The sequence below is a fragment of the Stenotrophomonas sp. genome, assembly GCF_032066555.1.
GTDB lineage: Bacteria > Pseudomonadota > Gammaproteobacteria > Xanthomonadales > Xanthomonadaceae > Stenotrophomonas.
The window spans coordinates 76,243-91,591 of record NZ_DAMBKV010000003.1 but is presented as its reverse complement, the minus strand read 5'-3'; the positions used below and the strand labels follow the sequence as shown (position 1 = coordinate 91,591).

15 protein-coding genes and 1 pseudogene are annotated in these 15,349 nt (G+C 65.3%); 8 read left to right on the top strand and 8 right to left on the bottom strand.

From position 1 onward, the window contains the following. Positions 1–112: 112 nt before the first annotated feature. The 4 genes from RT131_RS05350 to pdhA are packed head-to-tail and all read right to left on the bottom strand — an operon-like array spanning position 113 to position 4,010. A complete protein-coding gene (locus tag RT131_RS05350; RefSeq protein WP_313170925.1) occupies positions 113–1,498 on the bottom strand; it encodes a dihydrolipoamide acetyltransferase family protein in 1,386 nt (461 codons plus the stop codon). Next, entirely contained in the window at positions 1,495–1,848 is a 354-nt protein-coding gene (locus tag RT131_RS05345; RefSeq protein WP_313170923.1) for an SH3 domain-containing protein, read from the bottom strand. The genes RT131_RS05350 and RT131_RS05345 overlap by 4 nt, the downstream gene beginning before the upstream one ends. 1 nt (position 1,849) lies before the next feature. Further along, complete coding sequence (locus RT131_RS05340; RefSeq protein ID WP_313170921.1) at positions 1,850–2,929, bottom strand: alpha-ketoacid dehydrogenase subunit beta; 1,080 nt, start codon at positions 2,927–2,929, stop codon at positions 1,850–1,852. Beyond that, positions 2,922–4,010: a pyruvate dehydrogenase (acetyl-transferring) E1 component subunit alpha gene (gene pdhA, locus RT131_RS05335; RefSeq protein ID WP_313170919.1), complete on the bottom strand. Its 1,089-nt coding sequence runs from the start codon at positions 4,008–4,010 to the stop codon at positions 2,922–2,924. Before pdhA ends, RT131_RS05340 begins: the two co-directional genes overlap by 8 nt. 408 nt (positions 4,011–4,418) lie before the next feature. Between pdhA and RT131_RS05330 the strand changes: the two genes are divergently transcribed. From RT131_RS05330 to RT131_RS05315, 4 genes are all read left to right on the top strand, one after another. Next, a complete protein-coding gene (locus RT131_RS05330; protein ID WP_313170918.1) occupies positions 4,419–5,279 on the top strand; it encodes a tryptophan 2,3-dioxygenase family protein in 861 nt (286 codons plus the stop codon). A 212-nt stretch (positions 5,280–5,491) separates the two neighbouring features. Next, a complete protein-coding gene (locus RT131_RS05325; RefSeq protein WP_313170916.1) occupies positions 5,492–7,000 on the top strand; it encodes an oligopeptide:H+ symporter in 1,509 nt (502 codons plus the stop codon). 28 nt (positions 7,001–7,028) lie between these two features. Then, entirely contained in the window at positions 7,029–7,604 is a 576-nt protein-coding gene (locus RT131_RS05320; RefSeq protein ID WP_313171339.1) for a thioredoxin family protein, read from the top strand. A gap of 280 nt (positions 7,605–7,884) precedes the next feature. Beyond that, positions 7,885–9,000 (top strand): hypothetical protein, encoded by a 1,116-nt coding sequence (locus tag RT131_RS05315; RefSeq protein WP_313170914.1) that lies wholly within the window; start codon positions 7,885–7,887, stop codon positions 8,998–9,000. Positions 9,001–9,013: 13 nt separating this feature from the next. On the opposite strand, the gene RT131_RS05310 is transcribed toward RT131_RS05315, so the two are convergent. After that, positions 9,014–9,508: a MarR family transcriptional regulator gene (locus RT131_RS05310; protein WP_057626456.1), complete on the bottom strand. Its 495-nt coding sequence runs from the start codon at positions 9,506–9,508 to the stop codon at positions 9,014–9,016. 128 nt (positions 9,509–9,636) lie between these two features. Between RT131_RS05310 and hppD the strand changes: the two genes are divergently transcribed. Together hppD and hmgA are read left to right on the top strand one after the other, a co-directional pair. Then, positions 9,637–10,746, top strand: a complete 1,110-nt coding sequence (gene hppD / locus RT131_RS05305) for a 4-hydroxyphenylpyruvate dioxygenase (RefSeq protein WP_313170912.1) — start codon at positions 9,637–9,639, stop codon at positions 10,744–10,746. A 243-nt stretch (positions 10,747–10,989) separates the two neighbouring features. Continuing rightward, positions 10,990–12,288: a homogentisate 1,2-dioxygenase gene (gene hmgA, locus RT131_RS05300; protein WP_313170910.1), complete on the top strand. Its 1,299-nt coding sequence runs from the start codon at positions 10,990–10,992 to the stop codon at positions 12,286–12,288. 1 nt (position 12,289) lies between these two features. Here hmgA and RT131_RS05295 read toward each other — a convergent pair whose 3' ends face one another. Next, the gene (locus tag RT131_RS05295; protein ID WP_313170908.1) at positions 12,290–12,844 is read right to left on the bottom strand and encodes a hypothetical protein; all 555 of its coding nucleotides are present in this window, start codon (positions 12,842–12,844) and stop codon (positions 12,290–12,292) included. Between the two features lie 131 nt (positions 12,845–12,975). Here RT131_RS05295 and RT131_RS05290 point away from each other — a divergent pair, with 131 nt between their 5' ends. Both RT131_RS05290 and RT131_RS05285 read left to right on the top strand, forming a co-directional pair. Continuing rightward, complete coding sequence (locus tag RT131_RS05290; RefSeq protein WP_313170907.1) at positions 12,976–13,578, top strand: lectin; 603 nt, start codon at positions 12,976–12,978, stop codon at positions 13,576–13,578. Between the two features lie 77 nt (positions 13,579–13,655). Then, positions 13,656–14,606: a calcium/sodium antiporter gene (locus RT131_RS05285; RefSeq protein ID WP_313170905.1), complete on the top strand. Its 951-nt coding sequence runs from the start codon at positions 13,656–13,658 to the stop codon at positions 14,604–14,606. Between the two features lie 163 nt (positions 14,607–14,769). Here RT131_RS05285 and RT131_RS05280 read toward each other — a convergent pair. Then, positions 14,770–15,072 (bottom strand): annotated as a pseudogene (locus tag RT131_RS05280) (Na+/H+ antiporter subunit G); the annotation flags it as partial. Beyond that, positions 15,069–15,311: a K+/H+ antiporter subunit F gene (locus RT131_RS05275; protein WP_313171338.1), complete on the bottom strand. Its 243-nt coding sequence runs from the start codon at positions 15,309–15,311 to the stop codon at positions 15,069–15,071. The gene RT131_RS05275 and the pseudogene RT131_RS05280, both read right to left, overlap by 4 nt. Positions 15,312–15,349: the final 38 nt, after the last annotated feature.

Below are 15,349 nucleotides of genomic sequence, written 5' to 3'. Positions count from 1 at the left end.
GGAAGCTTCTAGCAAGCAGACCCAAAGCAAGGCACAAGCGTGCCCAATGCAAATACCAGGCAAAAAAAGGCCCGCATCGCTGCGGGCCTCAAACAACACTACCAACAAATTGTTAGTGAGCCTTGGCCAGGTCGTCGATCAGCACGCGCAGGAAGCGCGCGGCTTCGCCGCCGGTGCAGGCGCGGTGGTCGAAGGTGACCGACAGCGGGATGACCTTGTGGGTTTCGATGCCGCCCATCACCGGGGTGACCTGGAAGCGGGCACGACCGGCGGCGACGATGGCCACACACGGCGGTACGACCACCGGGGTGGCGTAGCGGCCGGCGAACATGCCGAAGTTGGACAGGCTGATGGTGTAGCCGCTCAGCTCCGACGGCGCGATCGAGCGGTCTTCGACCTGCTGGCGCAGACGGTTGATGCCTTCGCGCACGCCACGTGCATCGAGCATGTCGGCATTGCGCAGGGCCGGCACGAACAGGCCGTCGTCGGTGTCCACGGCGATGCCGATGTCGACCTGCGCATGCAGGGTGCGGGTGAGGTTGTCACCGTCGAACCAGGCATTCATCGCAGGCACGGCCTGGCAGGCGCTGACGATGGCGCGGACCAGGCGCGAGGTCATGTCGTTGCCCGGCGCCCAGGCATGGATGTCGGCGTCGTCGCTGAGCGTGGTCGGCACGACCTTGCTGTGTGCGTCGGCCATCACCCGCGCCATGTTGCGGCGCACGCCCTTCAGCGGTTCCGGCTGGCCCTTGGCGACCACGCCCGGAGGGGCGGTACGCATCGGCTTGCCGGCGGCGGACAGCGGGGTGCGGGCGCTTGAGCCCCTCTCCCCCTGGGAGAGGGGTTGGGGTGAGGGTACGGCAGTTGCACTACTAGAGGTCGGACCCTCACCCCCAGCCCCTCTCCCGGCGGGAGAGGGGAGCAAAGCGGACGGATTCGCCGCCGCCTGCTTCACATCATTCATCGTCACCGCGCCGTCGGCGCCGGTGGCGCGCACGCGGGCCAGGTCGACGCCGAGCTTGCGCGCCATCGCGCGCACGGCCGGTACCGCCTTCACACCGCCGACGGCCACGGCCTGTTCGGTGTGCACGGCATTGGAGCTGACCATCGCGCCAACCACGGTGCCTTCGTCGGCACGTTCGGCGGCAGCGGCGACCACCGGTGCCGGCGCGGCGACGGGTGCAGGCGCAGCCTCGGCCGGCGCGCCGTGGTGATGGCCGGTGTCCTGGCCTTCGGCGCGCTGCGGCAGGTTGGGGTCGAGCTCAAAACTCGCCAGCACGTGGCCGGTGACGACGATGTCGCCGGCGCCGCCGGCCAACTTCAGTACCTTGCCGGAATAGGGCGAGGGCACTTCGACCACGGCCTTGGCGGTCTCCATGGCCACCAGTGGCTCATCGAGCTTGATCACATCGCCTTCCTTGACGAACCACTCCACGATGGTCGCGTCCGGCAGGCCTTCGCCCAGGTCGGGCAGGTTGAAATTCTTGGTCTGGCTCATGTGAGTTTCTCTTCCAGCAATTCAAGTTCGCGCGCTGGCAGCCAGCCCTGCGCGCCATCGGCGCGCTCGGACCACCACCAGCCACCATGTTCGTGATGCAGCCGTACCTGCTCGCCGCGGTCAACGTCCAGCTCGCGTGCGCTGTAGTCACGCAGCGCTTCGGCACGGCCATTGTCCAATACCTGCAACCAGGCGACCGGCGCCCAGCCGGCGCTGCCTTCGCTGGTTTTCACCCAGGCGAAGGCCGGCCATTCCTCGTCGCGGACACCGAGCTCGACGATCTGCCCGGTACGGAACTGCAGGGGGTTGCGGTATTGGCTGCGGTAGCTGCCAATCAAGCGTGCCAGCATGTCAGCCCGCCGCGACCGCGCGCTTGGCGGCGCTCACAATCCGCTCAACGCTGGGCAGGTACTTCATTTCCAGGCGGAACAGCGGGATGTGGGTGTCGTAGCCGGCAACGCGTTCGACCGGTGCCAGCAGGTCGTACATCGATTCCTCGGCCAGGCGCGCGGCGATCTCGGCACCGAAGCCGGCGGTCTTGGGTGCCTCCTGCACGATCACGCAGCGGCCGGTCTTGGCCACCGATTCGGCGATGGTGGCGAAGTCCAGCGGACGCAGCGTGGCCACGTCGATGACTTCGGCGCTGATGCCTTCGCCAGCCAGCTTGTCGGCTGCTTCCAGTGCTTCCTTGACCTGTGCACCCCAGGTGACCAGGGTGACGTCGGTGCCGTCACGCAGCACGAAGCAGACGTCCAGCGGCAGGGCTTCGCCGTCGTTGGCGACCACTTCCTTGTACTGGCGGTAGATGCGCTTGGGCTCCATGTAGATCACCGGGTCCGGCTCGCGGATGGCGGCCAGCAGCAGGCCGTAGGCGCGCTGGGGGCTGGACGGCAGCACCACGCGCATGCCCGGCACATTGGTGAAGATGGCTTCGTTGGCTTCGCTGTGGTGTTCCGGCGCGCGGATGCCACCGCCCCACGGCACGCGCAGCACCATCGGGCAATGCAGGCGGCCACGGGTACGGTTGCGCAGGCGCGCGGCATGGCAGATCAGGTGATCGACCATCGGATAGACGAAGCCATCGAACTGGGCTTCAGCCACCGGCTTCATGCCCTGCGCGGCCAGGCCGACGGTGAGGCCGGCAATGGTGGTTTCATCCAGCGGGGTGTCGAGCACGCGCTGCGGGCCGAACTGCTGCTGCAGACCGGCGGTGGCGCGGAACACGCCGCCGTTGACGCCCACGTCCTCGCCCAGCACCAGCACCGAGGGGTCGTGCTCCATTTCCCAGGCCAGGGCCTGGGTGACGGCTTCGATGAGGGTGATCGGGGTGGCTGTCATCGGGGTGTCTCCGCTGTTGCTCGCCGCGCTGTGCGCGACGCCGTGATCGTGGCTGGCCGAGGTGACGGCAGCATTGCGCTTGATGTCATCCATGGCGCTGCTCCAGGGCGATGGCGGCAGCACGCTGCGCCAGCAGGTCCGGCGGCGGATCGGCATACAGGTAGTCGAACATCGCCTCGACCGGCTGCACCGGGCAGTTGAGGTAGGCGTTGACCTCCTCGTCGACGCGGGTGCCGCATTCGGCGATCCAGTTCTTTTCTTCTTCCTCGCTCCACACGCCGTGCGCGGTCAGGTACTTGCGCAGGCGGATCAGCGGCTCCTTCAGCCAGGCCGATTTCACTTCGGCGTCGTCGCGGTAGCGGCGTGCGTCGTCGGCGGTGGTGTGGTCGGAGAGGCGGTAGGTGAGGAATTCCAGCACCGTGCCACCCTGGCCGGACAGGGCGCGCTCGCGTGCCTGTTCCATCGCGGCCAGCACGGCGATCAGGTCATTGCCGTCCACCTGCAGGCAGAACAGGCCGCCGGCCAGGCCCTTCTGGGCCAGGGTCTCGGCGCCGGTCTGGGCCGAGCGGGGCACCGAGATGGCCCAGCCGTTGTTCACCACGCACAGGATCAGCGGCAGCTTGTAGGCGCCGGCCGAGTTCACTGCGGCATAGAAGTCGGTCTTGGAGCTGCCGCCGTCACCGCAGACGGTGACTGCAACCTGCGGCATGTTGCGCAGCTTGAACGACAGTGCCGAGCCGGCCGCATGCAGGCATTGGGTGGAGATCGGTACGCAGATCGGGAAATCGCGGGCCGCATCGCTGTTGCGGTCGTAGTCGCTGCCGCGCTCGTCGCCGCCCCAGTACATCAGCACGTCGCGCGGGCGCACGCCGCGCATGAACATGGCGCCGTACTCGCGGTAGCTGGGGGCGAACACGTCGCCGCTCTTCATGGCCGCGCCGATGCCGACGTGGGCCGCTTCATGGCCCAGGCAGGAGGCAAAGGTGCCGAGCTTGCCGGTGCGCTGCAGCGCCACGGCCTTGGTGTCGAACACCCGCGTGGCCAGCATCTGCTTGAACATCGGCAGCAGCGAGCGCGGCTCACGCAGCGAGGCGGGGAGATCGTCACGTACCAGGTTGCCGTCGGCATCCAGGTACTGCAGGTAATCGATTTGGAACTGGGCGGAAACCGTCATTGCAGCAACACCTTGAACAGATGGTTTCAAATGATAGGAATTACGCATGGTAAGGACTCAGTCCGAAAAAGCCGTCCTGCGCCGCAACAAGATTGACCGGGCACAGGCCAGGTTTGTTCCGCGCAACGAGATCCGGGCGAGCAATTCCAACGTATTCAGTCTGTGACAACAGGAACGGCACATTGTCGCGCTGCTTGGGTTTGCGCGTGTTTCGATTCCGTTTGCGCGGAAGCCAGATCCAGGGCACCCCTCCCAAACCCTCGCCTTGCCTTCGACAAAGGGAGGGGGCGTAGTGCCGACCCATGGTCGGCAGGGGCATTACCGGTAACCCCCTTGCCGACCATGGGTCGGCACTACAGAAGGTCCAACGCTGCGTTACCCTTGCCGCCCCATCCGATGGCCAGGCCGATGACCGTAGAAAAGAACCAGCGTGAGCTCGAAGCCGGTATCCATACCGACCTGCAGGGCCGGCTCACTTACGGGGGCTACCTGCGCCTGGACCAGTTGCTGTCGGCCCAGCAGCCGCTGTCCAACCCGCCGCACCACGACGAAATGCTGTTCATCATCCAGCACCAGACCTCGGAGCTGTGGCTGAAGCTGCTGGGGCATGAGCTGCGCGCGGCGCGGACGCATATGCAGCGCGACGAGGTCTGGCAGTGCCGCAAGGTATTGGCCCGGGCCAAGCAGGTGCTGCGCCTGATGACCGAGCAATGGGCGGTGTTGGAAACCCTCACCCCCTCCGAGTACATGGGCTTCCGCGATGTGCTGGGCCCGTCCTCGGGCTTCCAGTCGCTGCAGTACCGCTATATCGAGTTCCTGCTCGGCAACAAGAACGCCGACATGCTCAATGTGTTTGCGCACGACCCGGAAGGGCAGGCGCAGCTGCGCGAGGTGCTGGAAGCGCCCAGCCTGTATGAGGAGTTCCTGGCCTACCTGGCGCGCTTCGGCCATGCCATCCCGGCGGCCTATGAAGGCCACGACTGGACCCAGTCGCATATCAGCGACCCGGCCCTGCGCCAGGTATTCGAGAACATCTATCAGGACACCGACCGTTATTGGCGTGAGTATTCGCTGTGCGAGGACCTGGTGGACCTGGAAACCCAGTTCCAGCTGTGGCGCTTCCGGCACATGCGCACCGTGATGCGGGTGATCGGTTTCAAGCGCGGTACCGGTGGTTCCAGCGGTGTGGGCTTCCTGCGGCAGGCGCTGGAGCTGACCTTCTTCCCCGAGTTGTTCGAAGTCCGCACCACCATCCGTGGCGACGCCTGAACCTGATTCCGGGATTGAAAATCCAACCTATTCAGCCACTTGCGCGGGGTCCTGGGCGAGGCCCCGGTGGCCCCGCGCGGACCTGGCGCAGCACTTGGTTGCAGCAGTATGTATTTGACGTGAAGCCGACGCTTCTGTGATCCTCGCCCGTCGCGCCGGTTCCGGCCGACTTGCTTGCATCACTTACCCACCGAATCACCAGGGGACACCGCATGAGCGCTGCCGCGCCGAATTCCGCATCAACCCCGGCGCCCGTGCCGGAGTTCAAGACCACCCTCGGCCATCCGCGTCCGTTGTGGATGCTGTTCATGACCGAGTTCTGGGAACGCTTTGCGTTCTACGGCATCCGCTGGGCGCTGGTGCTGTACATCGTGGCGCAGTTCCACGGCGGCAACGCAGCGGGCGAAACCCCGGCCAATCACACCTATGGTGCCTACCTGGCGCTGGTGTATGCGGCGGCGATCTTCGGTGGCTACGCGGCCGACCGGATCATCGGTTACCAACGCTCGATCCTGATGGGCGCGGTGATCATGGCCGCCGGCCTGTTCATGATCGCCATCCCCAATCCGCAGGTGTTCAACCTGGGCCTGGCCACGATCATCGTCGGCAACGGCCTGTTCAAGCCGAACATCTCCACGATGGTGGGCAAGCTGTACAAGCTGGATGACGAGCGCCGTGACTCGGGCTTCACCATCTTCTACATGGGCATCAACATGGGTGCGATGATCTCGCCGATCCTCACCCAGATCCTGGCGCAGAAGGTGTTCGGCACCGACGCCATGCCGGCTTACAAGATGGTGTTCATCGCCTCGGGCGTCGGCATGCTGATCAGCCTGTTCTGGTTCCAGCTGGAGCGTCGCCACCTCAAGGGTATCGGTGCGCCGCTGCCGGACAAGCAGGGCAGTGGTCCGGTGATCAAGACCGCCATCGCCTGCCTGGTTGCCATCCCGGTGATGTACGGCCTGCTCAATGCCGGCGCCAACGTGCTGCAGGTGATCCTGACGGTGATGTTCATCGGCCTGGGCATCATGCTGCTGGTCGAAGGCAGCCGCGAAGGCAAGGTCTCGCGCAACCGCGTGATCGCCATGCTGATCATCTTCACCTTCAACGTGCTGTTCTGGATGTTCTTCGAGCAGGCCGGCAGTTCCTTCACCTTCCTGGCCGACCGCATCGTCGACCGTCAGTTCGGTGACTGGACTTTCCCGACCGCCTGGTTCCAGTCGGTCAACTCGATCGCGATCATCACCCTGGCGCCGGTCCTGGCCTGGTTGTGGGTGCGCCTGGGCAAGGCCAACCCGTCGATCCCGCGCAAATTCGGCCTGGGCCTGATCTTCAATGGCCTGGCCTTCCTGCTGCTGATGTTCGCCCTGTCCAGCCTGCTGGACCCGGGCACCAACAAGATCCCGTTCTGGACCCTGTTCGCCGTGTACTGGATCCAGTCCATCGGTGAGCTGTGCCTGTCGCCGATCGGCCTGTCGATGGTGACCAAGCTGGCACCGGTACGTCTGGTCGGCTTTGCGATGGGTGGTTGGTTCCTGTCCACCGGCATCGGCAACAATCTGGCGGGCCTGTTTGCCGGTCACGTCAGTGGCGCCGGCGGCATGACCGTGCAGTCGGCCCATTCCGGCTACACCATGGGCTTCTGGATCCTGATCGGTGGCGGCGTGCTGCTGTTCCTGATCGCCCCGTTGGTGCAGAAACTGATGCATGGCGTGAAGTAAGGAGTTGGCGATGAAACTGCTGTTTGGAATGTTTCCCCTGTTGCTCAGCGTGGCATTGGTCGGCTGCAATCAACCGCCCGCTGCCAAGCCTGAGAAAGTGCAGCCGCTGGATACCTCCGAACAGAAGACACCGGTGGCCGATACCAGCCAACCGGTGGCATCGGGCAACACCCCCACCGCAGCGGATATCGCTGCGGTGGCTGCGCTCAATGCGCAGTTCGACCCGGCCCGTGACCCGGTCGCTGACCTGGAAACGGCCAAGGTCGAGGCCCAGCGTGGTGGCAAGCGGATCATGCTGGACGTGGGCGGCGAGTGGTGCTCCTGGTGCCACCTGCTGGATGCCTTCATGGAAGGCGATTCGGAGCTGCGCCGTTTCCGCGATGCCAACTATGTGTGGATGAAGGTCAACTACAGCGAAGACAACGAGAACGCCGCCTTCCTGTCGCGCTTCCCCGAGATCAAGGGCTATCCGCACCTGTTCGTGCTGGACGCCGAGGGCAAGCTGCTGCACTCGCAGTTCACCGGGGACCTGGAAAAAGGCAAGGGCTATGACCGCGCCAAGTTCGATGCCTTCCTGAAGGAATGGGCACCGCCGGCGAAGTAAGGCTGCGATGTGATTGAACGAAAACGGCGCCGAAAGGCGCCGTTTTCGTTGCCCCCTCCCTTTGGCCAAAGGCCAAGGGGAGGGTTGGGGAGGGGTGCCTTTGATTTTGCTGTTAGCTGTCGGCTGGAAGCAAAGCCAAAGCCAAAGCCAAAGCACCCCTCCCCAGCCCTCCCCTGCGCGATGCGCAAGGGAGGGGGCAACAGCCGTCGTCTTCATTTTGTTCGCGCGCGGCCGCTAACGGATCAATCCCTCTGCATCCGGCGTCTTGCCCTTCCTCATCATGCAGCCAGCTGCCAGCCCCGATTCCAGCACCGCCACTGTTGAGCAGGACCTTGCCAGTACCAGCCTGCCCACGGTGGACGAACTGCTGGACGAAAGCGCAGCACCGGAAGAGTCCGCACCGCCGCCGCGCTACCGGCTGCCACAGGCGGCGGTGCCGCCCAACATCATGTTGCAGTCGGCGGTCACCCGGCTGGTGGAGCAGAAGGAGCAGATCGACCAGGTTGCGCGCAACGGCCTGCTGGCCGGGCTGTTGCCGCCGGAATGGAGCGCGTCGCCTGGCAACGAATTGCGTGCCTTTGTTGCCAGCGTGGTGCCGTTCGCCTCCGACAACGTACGTGGCGAGACCATCGCTGCGCGCGTGCCGCTGAAGTTCCTGCTCGGCCATTCGCAGCGTTGGGGCAAGCCCGATGTGGCCGAACCCAATTCCTTGTCAGCCTATCTGGCCAGCGATGAGCGCGCCAACAGCGGCGTCAGCGATCACGCCGAAGTCATGCTGTTGTCGCCATTGGGGCTGGGCTGGACACACGCCGGCCGCAGCCGTGTCGGTTTCCTGCGCGCGATGGGCGTGGAATCGATGGCCGCCCGGGTGACCGCGCTGCCTTATCCGGCGCCGGAGCAGTTGGCGCTGTATCAGGTCAGCAACGGCGGTCTGACCCAGTTCTGGTGTGTGATGGACAAGCGTCGACTGCGCGCATTGCCGGTGCCGGCCTTGTCGTTGCCATTGCTGACGGCTTATGGCGTGGCGGCGCCGCAGGCATGGCCATCCAACTGGCCTGCACCCGCCGAAGTTGACGCGGCATTGGCGTTGGCGCGCATGGGCAAGGGCGCCGCCGAAGTCGACCTGGTCAAGCTTGTGGACAAAATTGGACGTGACCAGGCCAACGATGCCTGGACCGGCGCCAGCCTGATGCAGCTGCACACCTGGGTGCCGCGCTGGCGGTTCTTCCTGACCTCGTTCATCGGTCTGCCGGCCGGCCTGTTGCTGCTTGCAGCATTGGCGTTGCCCGGCCGCGTGGAAGCGGCGGCGGTGGCGGCGGCATTGGGTTTTGCAGGTGGTGCGATCGCGGCCCTTGCCGCGCCGTGGATCTATGCGCGGCGCAAGCACCTGAGCTGATCGTCGCTGACGATCAACCCTCGTTCATGCGCTGCAGGCCGGCGTCGGCCAGGCGCGTGATCAGGCGTTCGAGTACCTGTTCCTCTTCCTCGGTGAGCGCCGACATCAGGCGCCGTTCCATCTCGATCACCATCGGCGCGATGGTCTCGTAGACCTCGAAGCCTGCGGCAGAAAGCGCCAGCACCGAACGGCGACGGTCATCGCCATGGGTCTCGCGTTTGATGAAACCGCGTTCCAGCAGGCGCGCCACGGCGCGGCTGACGGCCACCTTGTCCATTGCCGTGCGCTCGGACACTTCGCTGGCCGAGGAGCCCGGGTACAGCGCCAGGATGGTGATCACCCGCCATTCGGGAATGGCCAGGCCGTAGCGCTCGCCGTACAGCCGGGCGATGTTGCCGCTGACCCGGTTGGACAACACGCTGATGCGGTAAGGCAGGAACTGCTCAAGATCCAGCAACACGTGCGAGGCGCGGATGCTGGTGGACTTGCTGTAATCGGAAGAGCTCATGCTGCAGTGCACCTTGATGGTGGTTTCATGTGAAACTATAACCTTCGGTCCAGACCCGCTTTTTGCGGCGGATCTTCCTGTTTTCATCGCCGGTACCCCGGCGACCGCCATGCTCCCGGAGGCAACCCATGAATACCCCAACCGCATCCAACGCGCCCAACCTGGGCATGCAGGTCACCACCTTTGAAAACCCGATGGGCATCGATGGTTTTGAGTTCGTCGAGTTCGCCGCACCGGCTGGGCAGGCTGCCCAGCTGCACGCCTACTTCAAGAACATGGGGTTCACGGCCGTACTCCGCCACCGGCAGCGTGCTATTACCGTCTACCGTCAAGGCGGCGTCAACTTTCTTGTGAACGAGGAGCCCAATTCGTTCGCCGCCGACTTCGCCGCCAAGCATGGCCCGAGCGCCTGCGGCTTCGCCATCCGCTTCCAGAAGCCGGCCGCCGAGGTACTGTCGGCGGCCCTGGGCAACGGTGCCGAGGAAGTGGACCTGCTGGCCGAAACCCGCGCGGTACCGGCACCGGTGATCAAGGGCATCGGTGATTGCATGCTGTACCTGGTGGACCGCTACGGCACTGCCGGCAGCATTTACGACGCCGACTACGAGGTCATCGACGGTGCCGAGCAGAACCCGGTCGGCTTCGGCCTGACCTTCATCGACCACCTGACCCACAACCTGTACCTGGGCAACATGCAGCAGTGGTCGGACTATTACGAGCGCCTGTTCAACTTCCGCGAGATCCGCTACTTCGACATCAAGGGTGCCAAGACTGGCCTGGTGTCCAAGGCAATGACCGCGCCGGACGGCATCGTGCGCATCCCGCTCAACGAGTCCTCCGACCCCAAGAGCCAGATCAACGAATACCTCGATGCCTACAAGGGCGAGGGCATCCAGCACATCGCCTGCTTCACCGACAACATCTACGACACGGTCGAAGCGATGCGTGCACAGGGCATCGAGTTCCTGGATACGCCGGACACCTATTTCGACGTGGTCGACCTGCGCATCCCGAACAACGGCGAAGACGTCGAGCGCCTGCGCAGGAACAAGATCCTGATCGACGCCGACCCGGAAACCAAGCAGCGCAAGCTGCTGCAGATCTTCACCAAGAACTGCATCGGCCCGATCTTCTTCGAGATCATCCAGCGCAAGGGCAATGAAGGGTTTGGCGAAGGCAACTTCCAGGCCTTGTTTGAAAGCATCGAGCGCGACCAGATGGACCGTGGTGTGCTGTAAGCGCTTTGCTTGAGGCCTTTGCTTGAGGCATTTGCTTGAGGCATTTGCTCGAAGCCTTTGCTCAAAGCCCCTCTCCCGCTTGCGGGAGAGGGGTTGGGGTGAGGGCAAGCTCTTGCAGTTGCTGTTGATTTCCGCCGCACCCAGGTCGCCAGTTGCCTTAGGATCAAGTCAAAAGCTCCCCTCACCCCAACCCCTCTCCCGCAAGCGGGAGAGGGGCTCAATCGCAAAACATAGGCCGTCACCATGGTCAGCAACGCTTATCAATCCGGCTTCGGCAATGAGTTCGCCACCGAGGCTGTGCCCGGCACCTTGCCGGTGGGTCGCAATTCGCCGCAGCAGGTGGCGCACGGGCTGTATGCCGAGCAGCTGACCGGCACCGCCTTCACCGCGCCGCGCGGCAGCAACCGCCGCAGCTGGCTGTACCGCATCCGCCCGGCGGCGATGCACGGTGAGTTCACACCGTTCGAGCAGCCGCGCCTGCACAGCGATTTCAGCCATGCGGCCGCTTCGCCCAACCAGCTGCGCTGGGACCCGCTGCCGCTGCCCACCACGCCCACCGATTTCGTCGAGGGCCTGTACACGATGGGCGGCAACGGCTCGGCCGAAGCCCATAGCGGCGCCGGCATCCACCTGTATGCGGCCAATGCCGACATGCGCGGTCGCTACTTCTACAACGCCGATGGCGAGCTGCTGATCGTGCCGCAGCTCGGCCGCCTGCGCCTGCGCACCGAGTTGGGCGTGATCGAGATCGAACCGCAGCAGATCGCGGTGATTCCGCGCGGCGTGCGTTTCGCGGTGGAGCTGCCCGATGGCCAGGCGCGTGGCTATGTCTGCGAGAACTTCGGTGCGCTGTTGAAGCTGCCCGACCTCGGCCCGATCGGCAGCAACGGTCTGGCCAACCCGCGCGATTTCGAAACCCCGGTCGCCGCCTACGAAAACGTCGATGGTGAGTTCGAGCTGGTGGCGAAGTTCCAGGGCCGCCTGTGGCGCGCTGACATCGGCCACTCTCCCCTGGACGTGGTCGGCTGGCACGGCAACTACGCGCCGTACCGCTACGACCTGCGCCACTTCAACACCATCGGCTCGATCAGCTACGACCATCCGGACCCGTCGATCTTCCTGGTGCTGCATTCGGCCAGCGATACCCCGGGCACCAGCAACCTGGATTTCGTGATCTTCCCGCCGCGCTGGCTGGTGGCGCAGAACACCTTCCGCCCGCCGTGGTTCCACCGCAACATCGCCAGCGAGTTCATGGGCCTGATCCACGGCGCCTACGACGCCAAGGCCGAGGGCTTCGTACCGGGCGGTGCCTCGATGCACAACTGCATGACCGGCCATGGCCCGGATGCGGCCACCTTCGACAAGGCCTCGCAGGCCGATCTGTCCAAGCCCGACGTCATCACCGACACCATGGCCTTCATGTTCGAAACCCGTGGCGTGATCTGCCCGACCGAACAGGCAATGGAGGCCGCGCACCGCCAGCGCGGCTACCAGGCCTGCTGGAGTGGGCTGCGCAACAACTTCGCGCTGCCGAAGGGCTGAGTCAGGCTGGCAGCGGTGCTGGTTCCAGCACCGCTGCCAGATGCGTTTCCGGCAGCACTTCCTGCAGGCGCCCACGCACGCGCTGGGTATAGCCGTCGGAGGTCATTGCCGGAAGATGGCTGAGCGCCAGCTTCAGTGCGTTCACCGTGTCGCCTTCTTCGCGTGCGGCCTGCAGCAGCTTGTGCAGTTGCGCCGCGAAGGGATTGCGCTGCAGTGCCAGGATATCCAGCACGTAGATGCGGGCGGCCACCATCGAGCGCCGCCGCTCCACAGGCGCACGCTGCGGTGCCGATGCTGCAGCCACGGCCTCGGCGGCTGCAGCGGGGGCAGCCGGGAGTGGGGCAGGCGCGGGCGCAGGTGGCGGGTCCACCTGCAGGTAGCCGTCGCGCTGCAGCTGCGCGATCAACTCGGGCACGTCATTGCCAAGCATGCCGCTCAGTTCGGCCAGGTTGCGCTTGCCGTCGCACAGGATCAGCGCCCGCCGCTGGCGCAGGTCCAGCGCGGCACGGTGCGTCTGCAGCACGGTGTGGCCAAGTTCGGTCTTGTGCGGTTGCATGGCGTTGGGCACGGGCGACGTAGGCGCCCAGCCTGTCGCCATCAGGTGAAACCCCGATGACAAGCCTGTCTTCGCGCGGGCCGCCCCTGCTTGCGGCTAGACTCGGCCAGGGACCTGTCCGGAGCTGTCGCATGAATCGTTTTGCCGTGCCGATGTCACTGTTCGCCGTGCTGCTGGTGGCCTGCGAGCGTCCGCCGCCTGCCGAGCCGGTAGCGCCTGCCGCCGCCGCGACGCCGGCGCAGGCGCAGGCGCAGGCGGCAGATGCCGTCAGCACCGCGCCGGCGACAGGCAGCGATGCCGACTGGCAGGGGTATGGCGCAGCCCAGCTTGGGATCGATGTCGAGCAGCTGCGCACGGTCTGGGGCTCCGACTTGCAGGGCGACGCGGCGGCCGATGGCGCCTGCTACTACCTGTCGCCGGCGGCGCACAGCGAGGGTGGGCCGTTCTTCATGGTGGAGGGCGGCAGGTTTCTCCGTTACGACGTGCGTGGTGGCGATACCGCGGCACCGGGTGGTGGCAGGATCGGCATGGACCTGGCCCAGTTGCAGGCGCTTTACCCGCAGGCCGAGCCGCTGCAGCCGCACAAGTACGTGGAAGGCGGCAAGGTGCTGCGGGTGCCGGCAACGGATGGCAGCCAGGGCGCACTGGTGTTCGAGCTGGGCGCCGACGGCAAGGCCACGACGTGGCGCGTGGGCCTACCGCCGCAGGTGGATTACGTGGAAGGCTGTGGCTGATACCCTGCTGCGGCCATAGGCGGTAGCGCGGGTATGCTCCCGGCACCGCCGTCATCACTGCAGGGGAGGGAGGCGCAATGTTCGAAGCGATCGCATGGTTTGTCCTGGGGCTGGTGCTGTTGGCCCTGGGCGGTGATTCCATCGTCAAGGCGGCCTCCGGCCTGGCCCAGCGCTTCGGTGCCTCGCCCTTCGTCGCGGGTCTGCTGCTGGTGGCCTTCGGTACCTCGTTGCCGGAGCTGGTGGTCAATGCGCGTGCCTTTGCGGTGGGTGCACAGGAGCTGGCGCTGGGTAATGCGGTCGGCAGCAATATCGTCAATGTCGGCCTGACCCTGGGCCTGGCCGCGCTGGCCTTCCCGCTGATGGTGCGTACGCGTGTGCTGTCGCCCTTGCTGGTATTGCTGGCCGTGGCGACGTTGGCCCTGATCGTGTTCGGGCTGGATGGCGCGATCAGCCGCATTGAAGGCATCGTGTTGCTGCTGGGCTTTGTCGGGGTGTTGGTCTTCCTGCTGAAGCGGGCGCGGCATGAGCCCGTGGCATTGCAGGAAAGCATCGCCGACTACGCCACCACTCGTACCGTGCTGGGCTTGAACCTGATCCGCGTGGTCATCGCGGCGGTGGTGCTGTATTACGGCGCGCGTTTCGTGGTGCAGGCAGCGCCGGTGATTGGTGCGGGCTGGGGCATGTCGCCGTTGCTGGCCGGTTTGTTGCCGGTGGCCATCGGTACTGCCTTGCCGGAAGTCGCCGCGGCCATTGCCGCTGCACGACGCGGCCAGGGCGACATGGTCGTAGGTCACGTGATCGGTTCCAGCCTGTTCAATGTGCTGGTGGTGATCGGCGGCATGGCGGCGTTGCGGCCGATGCCGTTGCCGGCCTCGTTCGTGCGCCTGGAGCTGCCGGCAGCGATCGTGTTCGTGCTGATGCTGTACCCGATGCTGCGCGGCGACCTGAAGATCAGCCGCGGCGAAGGCGCGGTGCTGTTCGTCGCGTTCCTGGCGTGGGTCGGCCTGGAACTGGCGTTGCTGCACTGACGCTGCATCTGTAGTGCCGAGCCATGCTCGGCAGTGGATTTCCCGGTAAGGCTCCAGCCGAGCATGGCTCGGCACTACAGGGCGTTGCCGGGCAGGCCTCATGCCGAGCATGGCTCGGCACTACCGGTGGAGCTTGTGCCCGGCACTATTCCTTCGGCGGCTCCGGCCGGCTTTCCATCATCAGCGACAGCGCGGCCTTGGCCATCAGGTGGGCGCTGATCGGGGCAGTGATGAACAGGAACACGGTGATCAGCAGCTCGCGTGGCTGCGGGTCCTGGCCGAGGAAGATGTGGTACGCCACCGAGCACACCAAGACGCAACCCACGCCCAGCGTGCTGGCCTTGGTCGGTGCGTGCAGGCGTTTGAAGAAATCGGAGAAGCGCACCAGGCCGAGTGCACCGACCAGGATGAAGAAGCAGCCAAAGGCCAGCAGCGCCGACAGCGCGATCTGCAGAAAGGTGATCATTCGACGATATCCCTGCGCAGCACGAACTTGCTCAGCACCACGGTGCTGCAGAAGCCCAGCATGGCGATGATCAATGCGGCCTCGAAGTAGATGGCCGAGTCCAGGTACATGCCGAACAGCATCAGCTCGGCGATGGCGGTGACCGACAAGGTGTCCAGTGCCAGGATGCGATCCGGCACGGTCGGGCCGCGCAGCAGCCGCCACAGCGCCAGCAGCATGGCGATACCGACGATGTGCATGCACACCACCAGGGTGGTTTCGAATATCTGGTAACCGT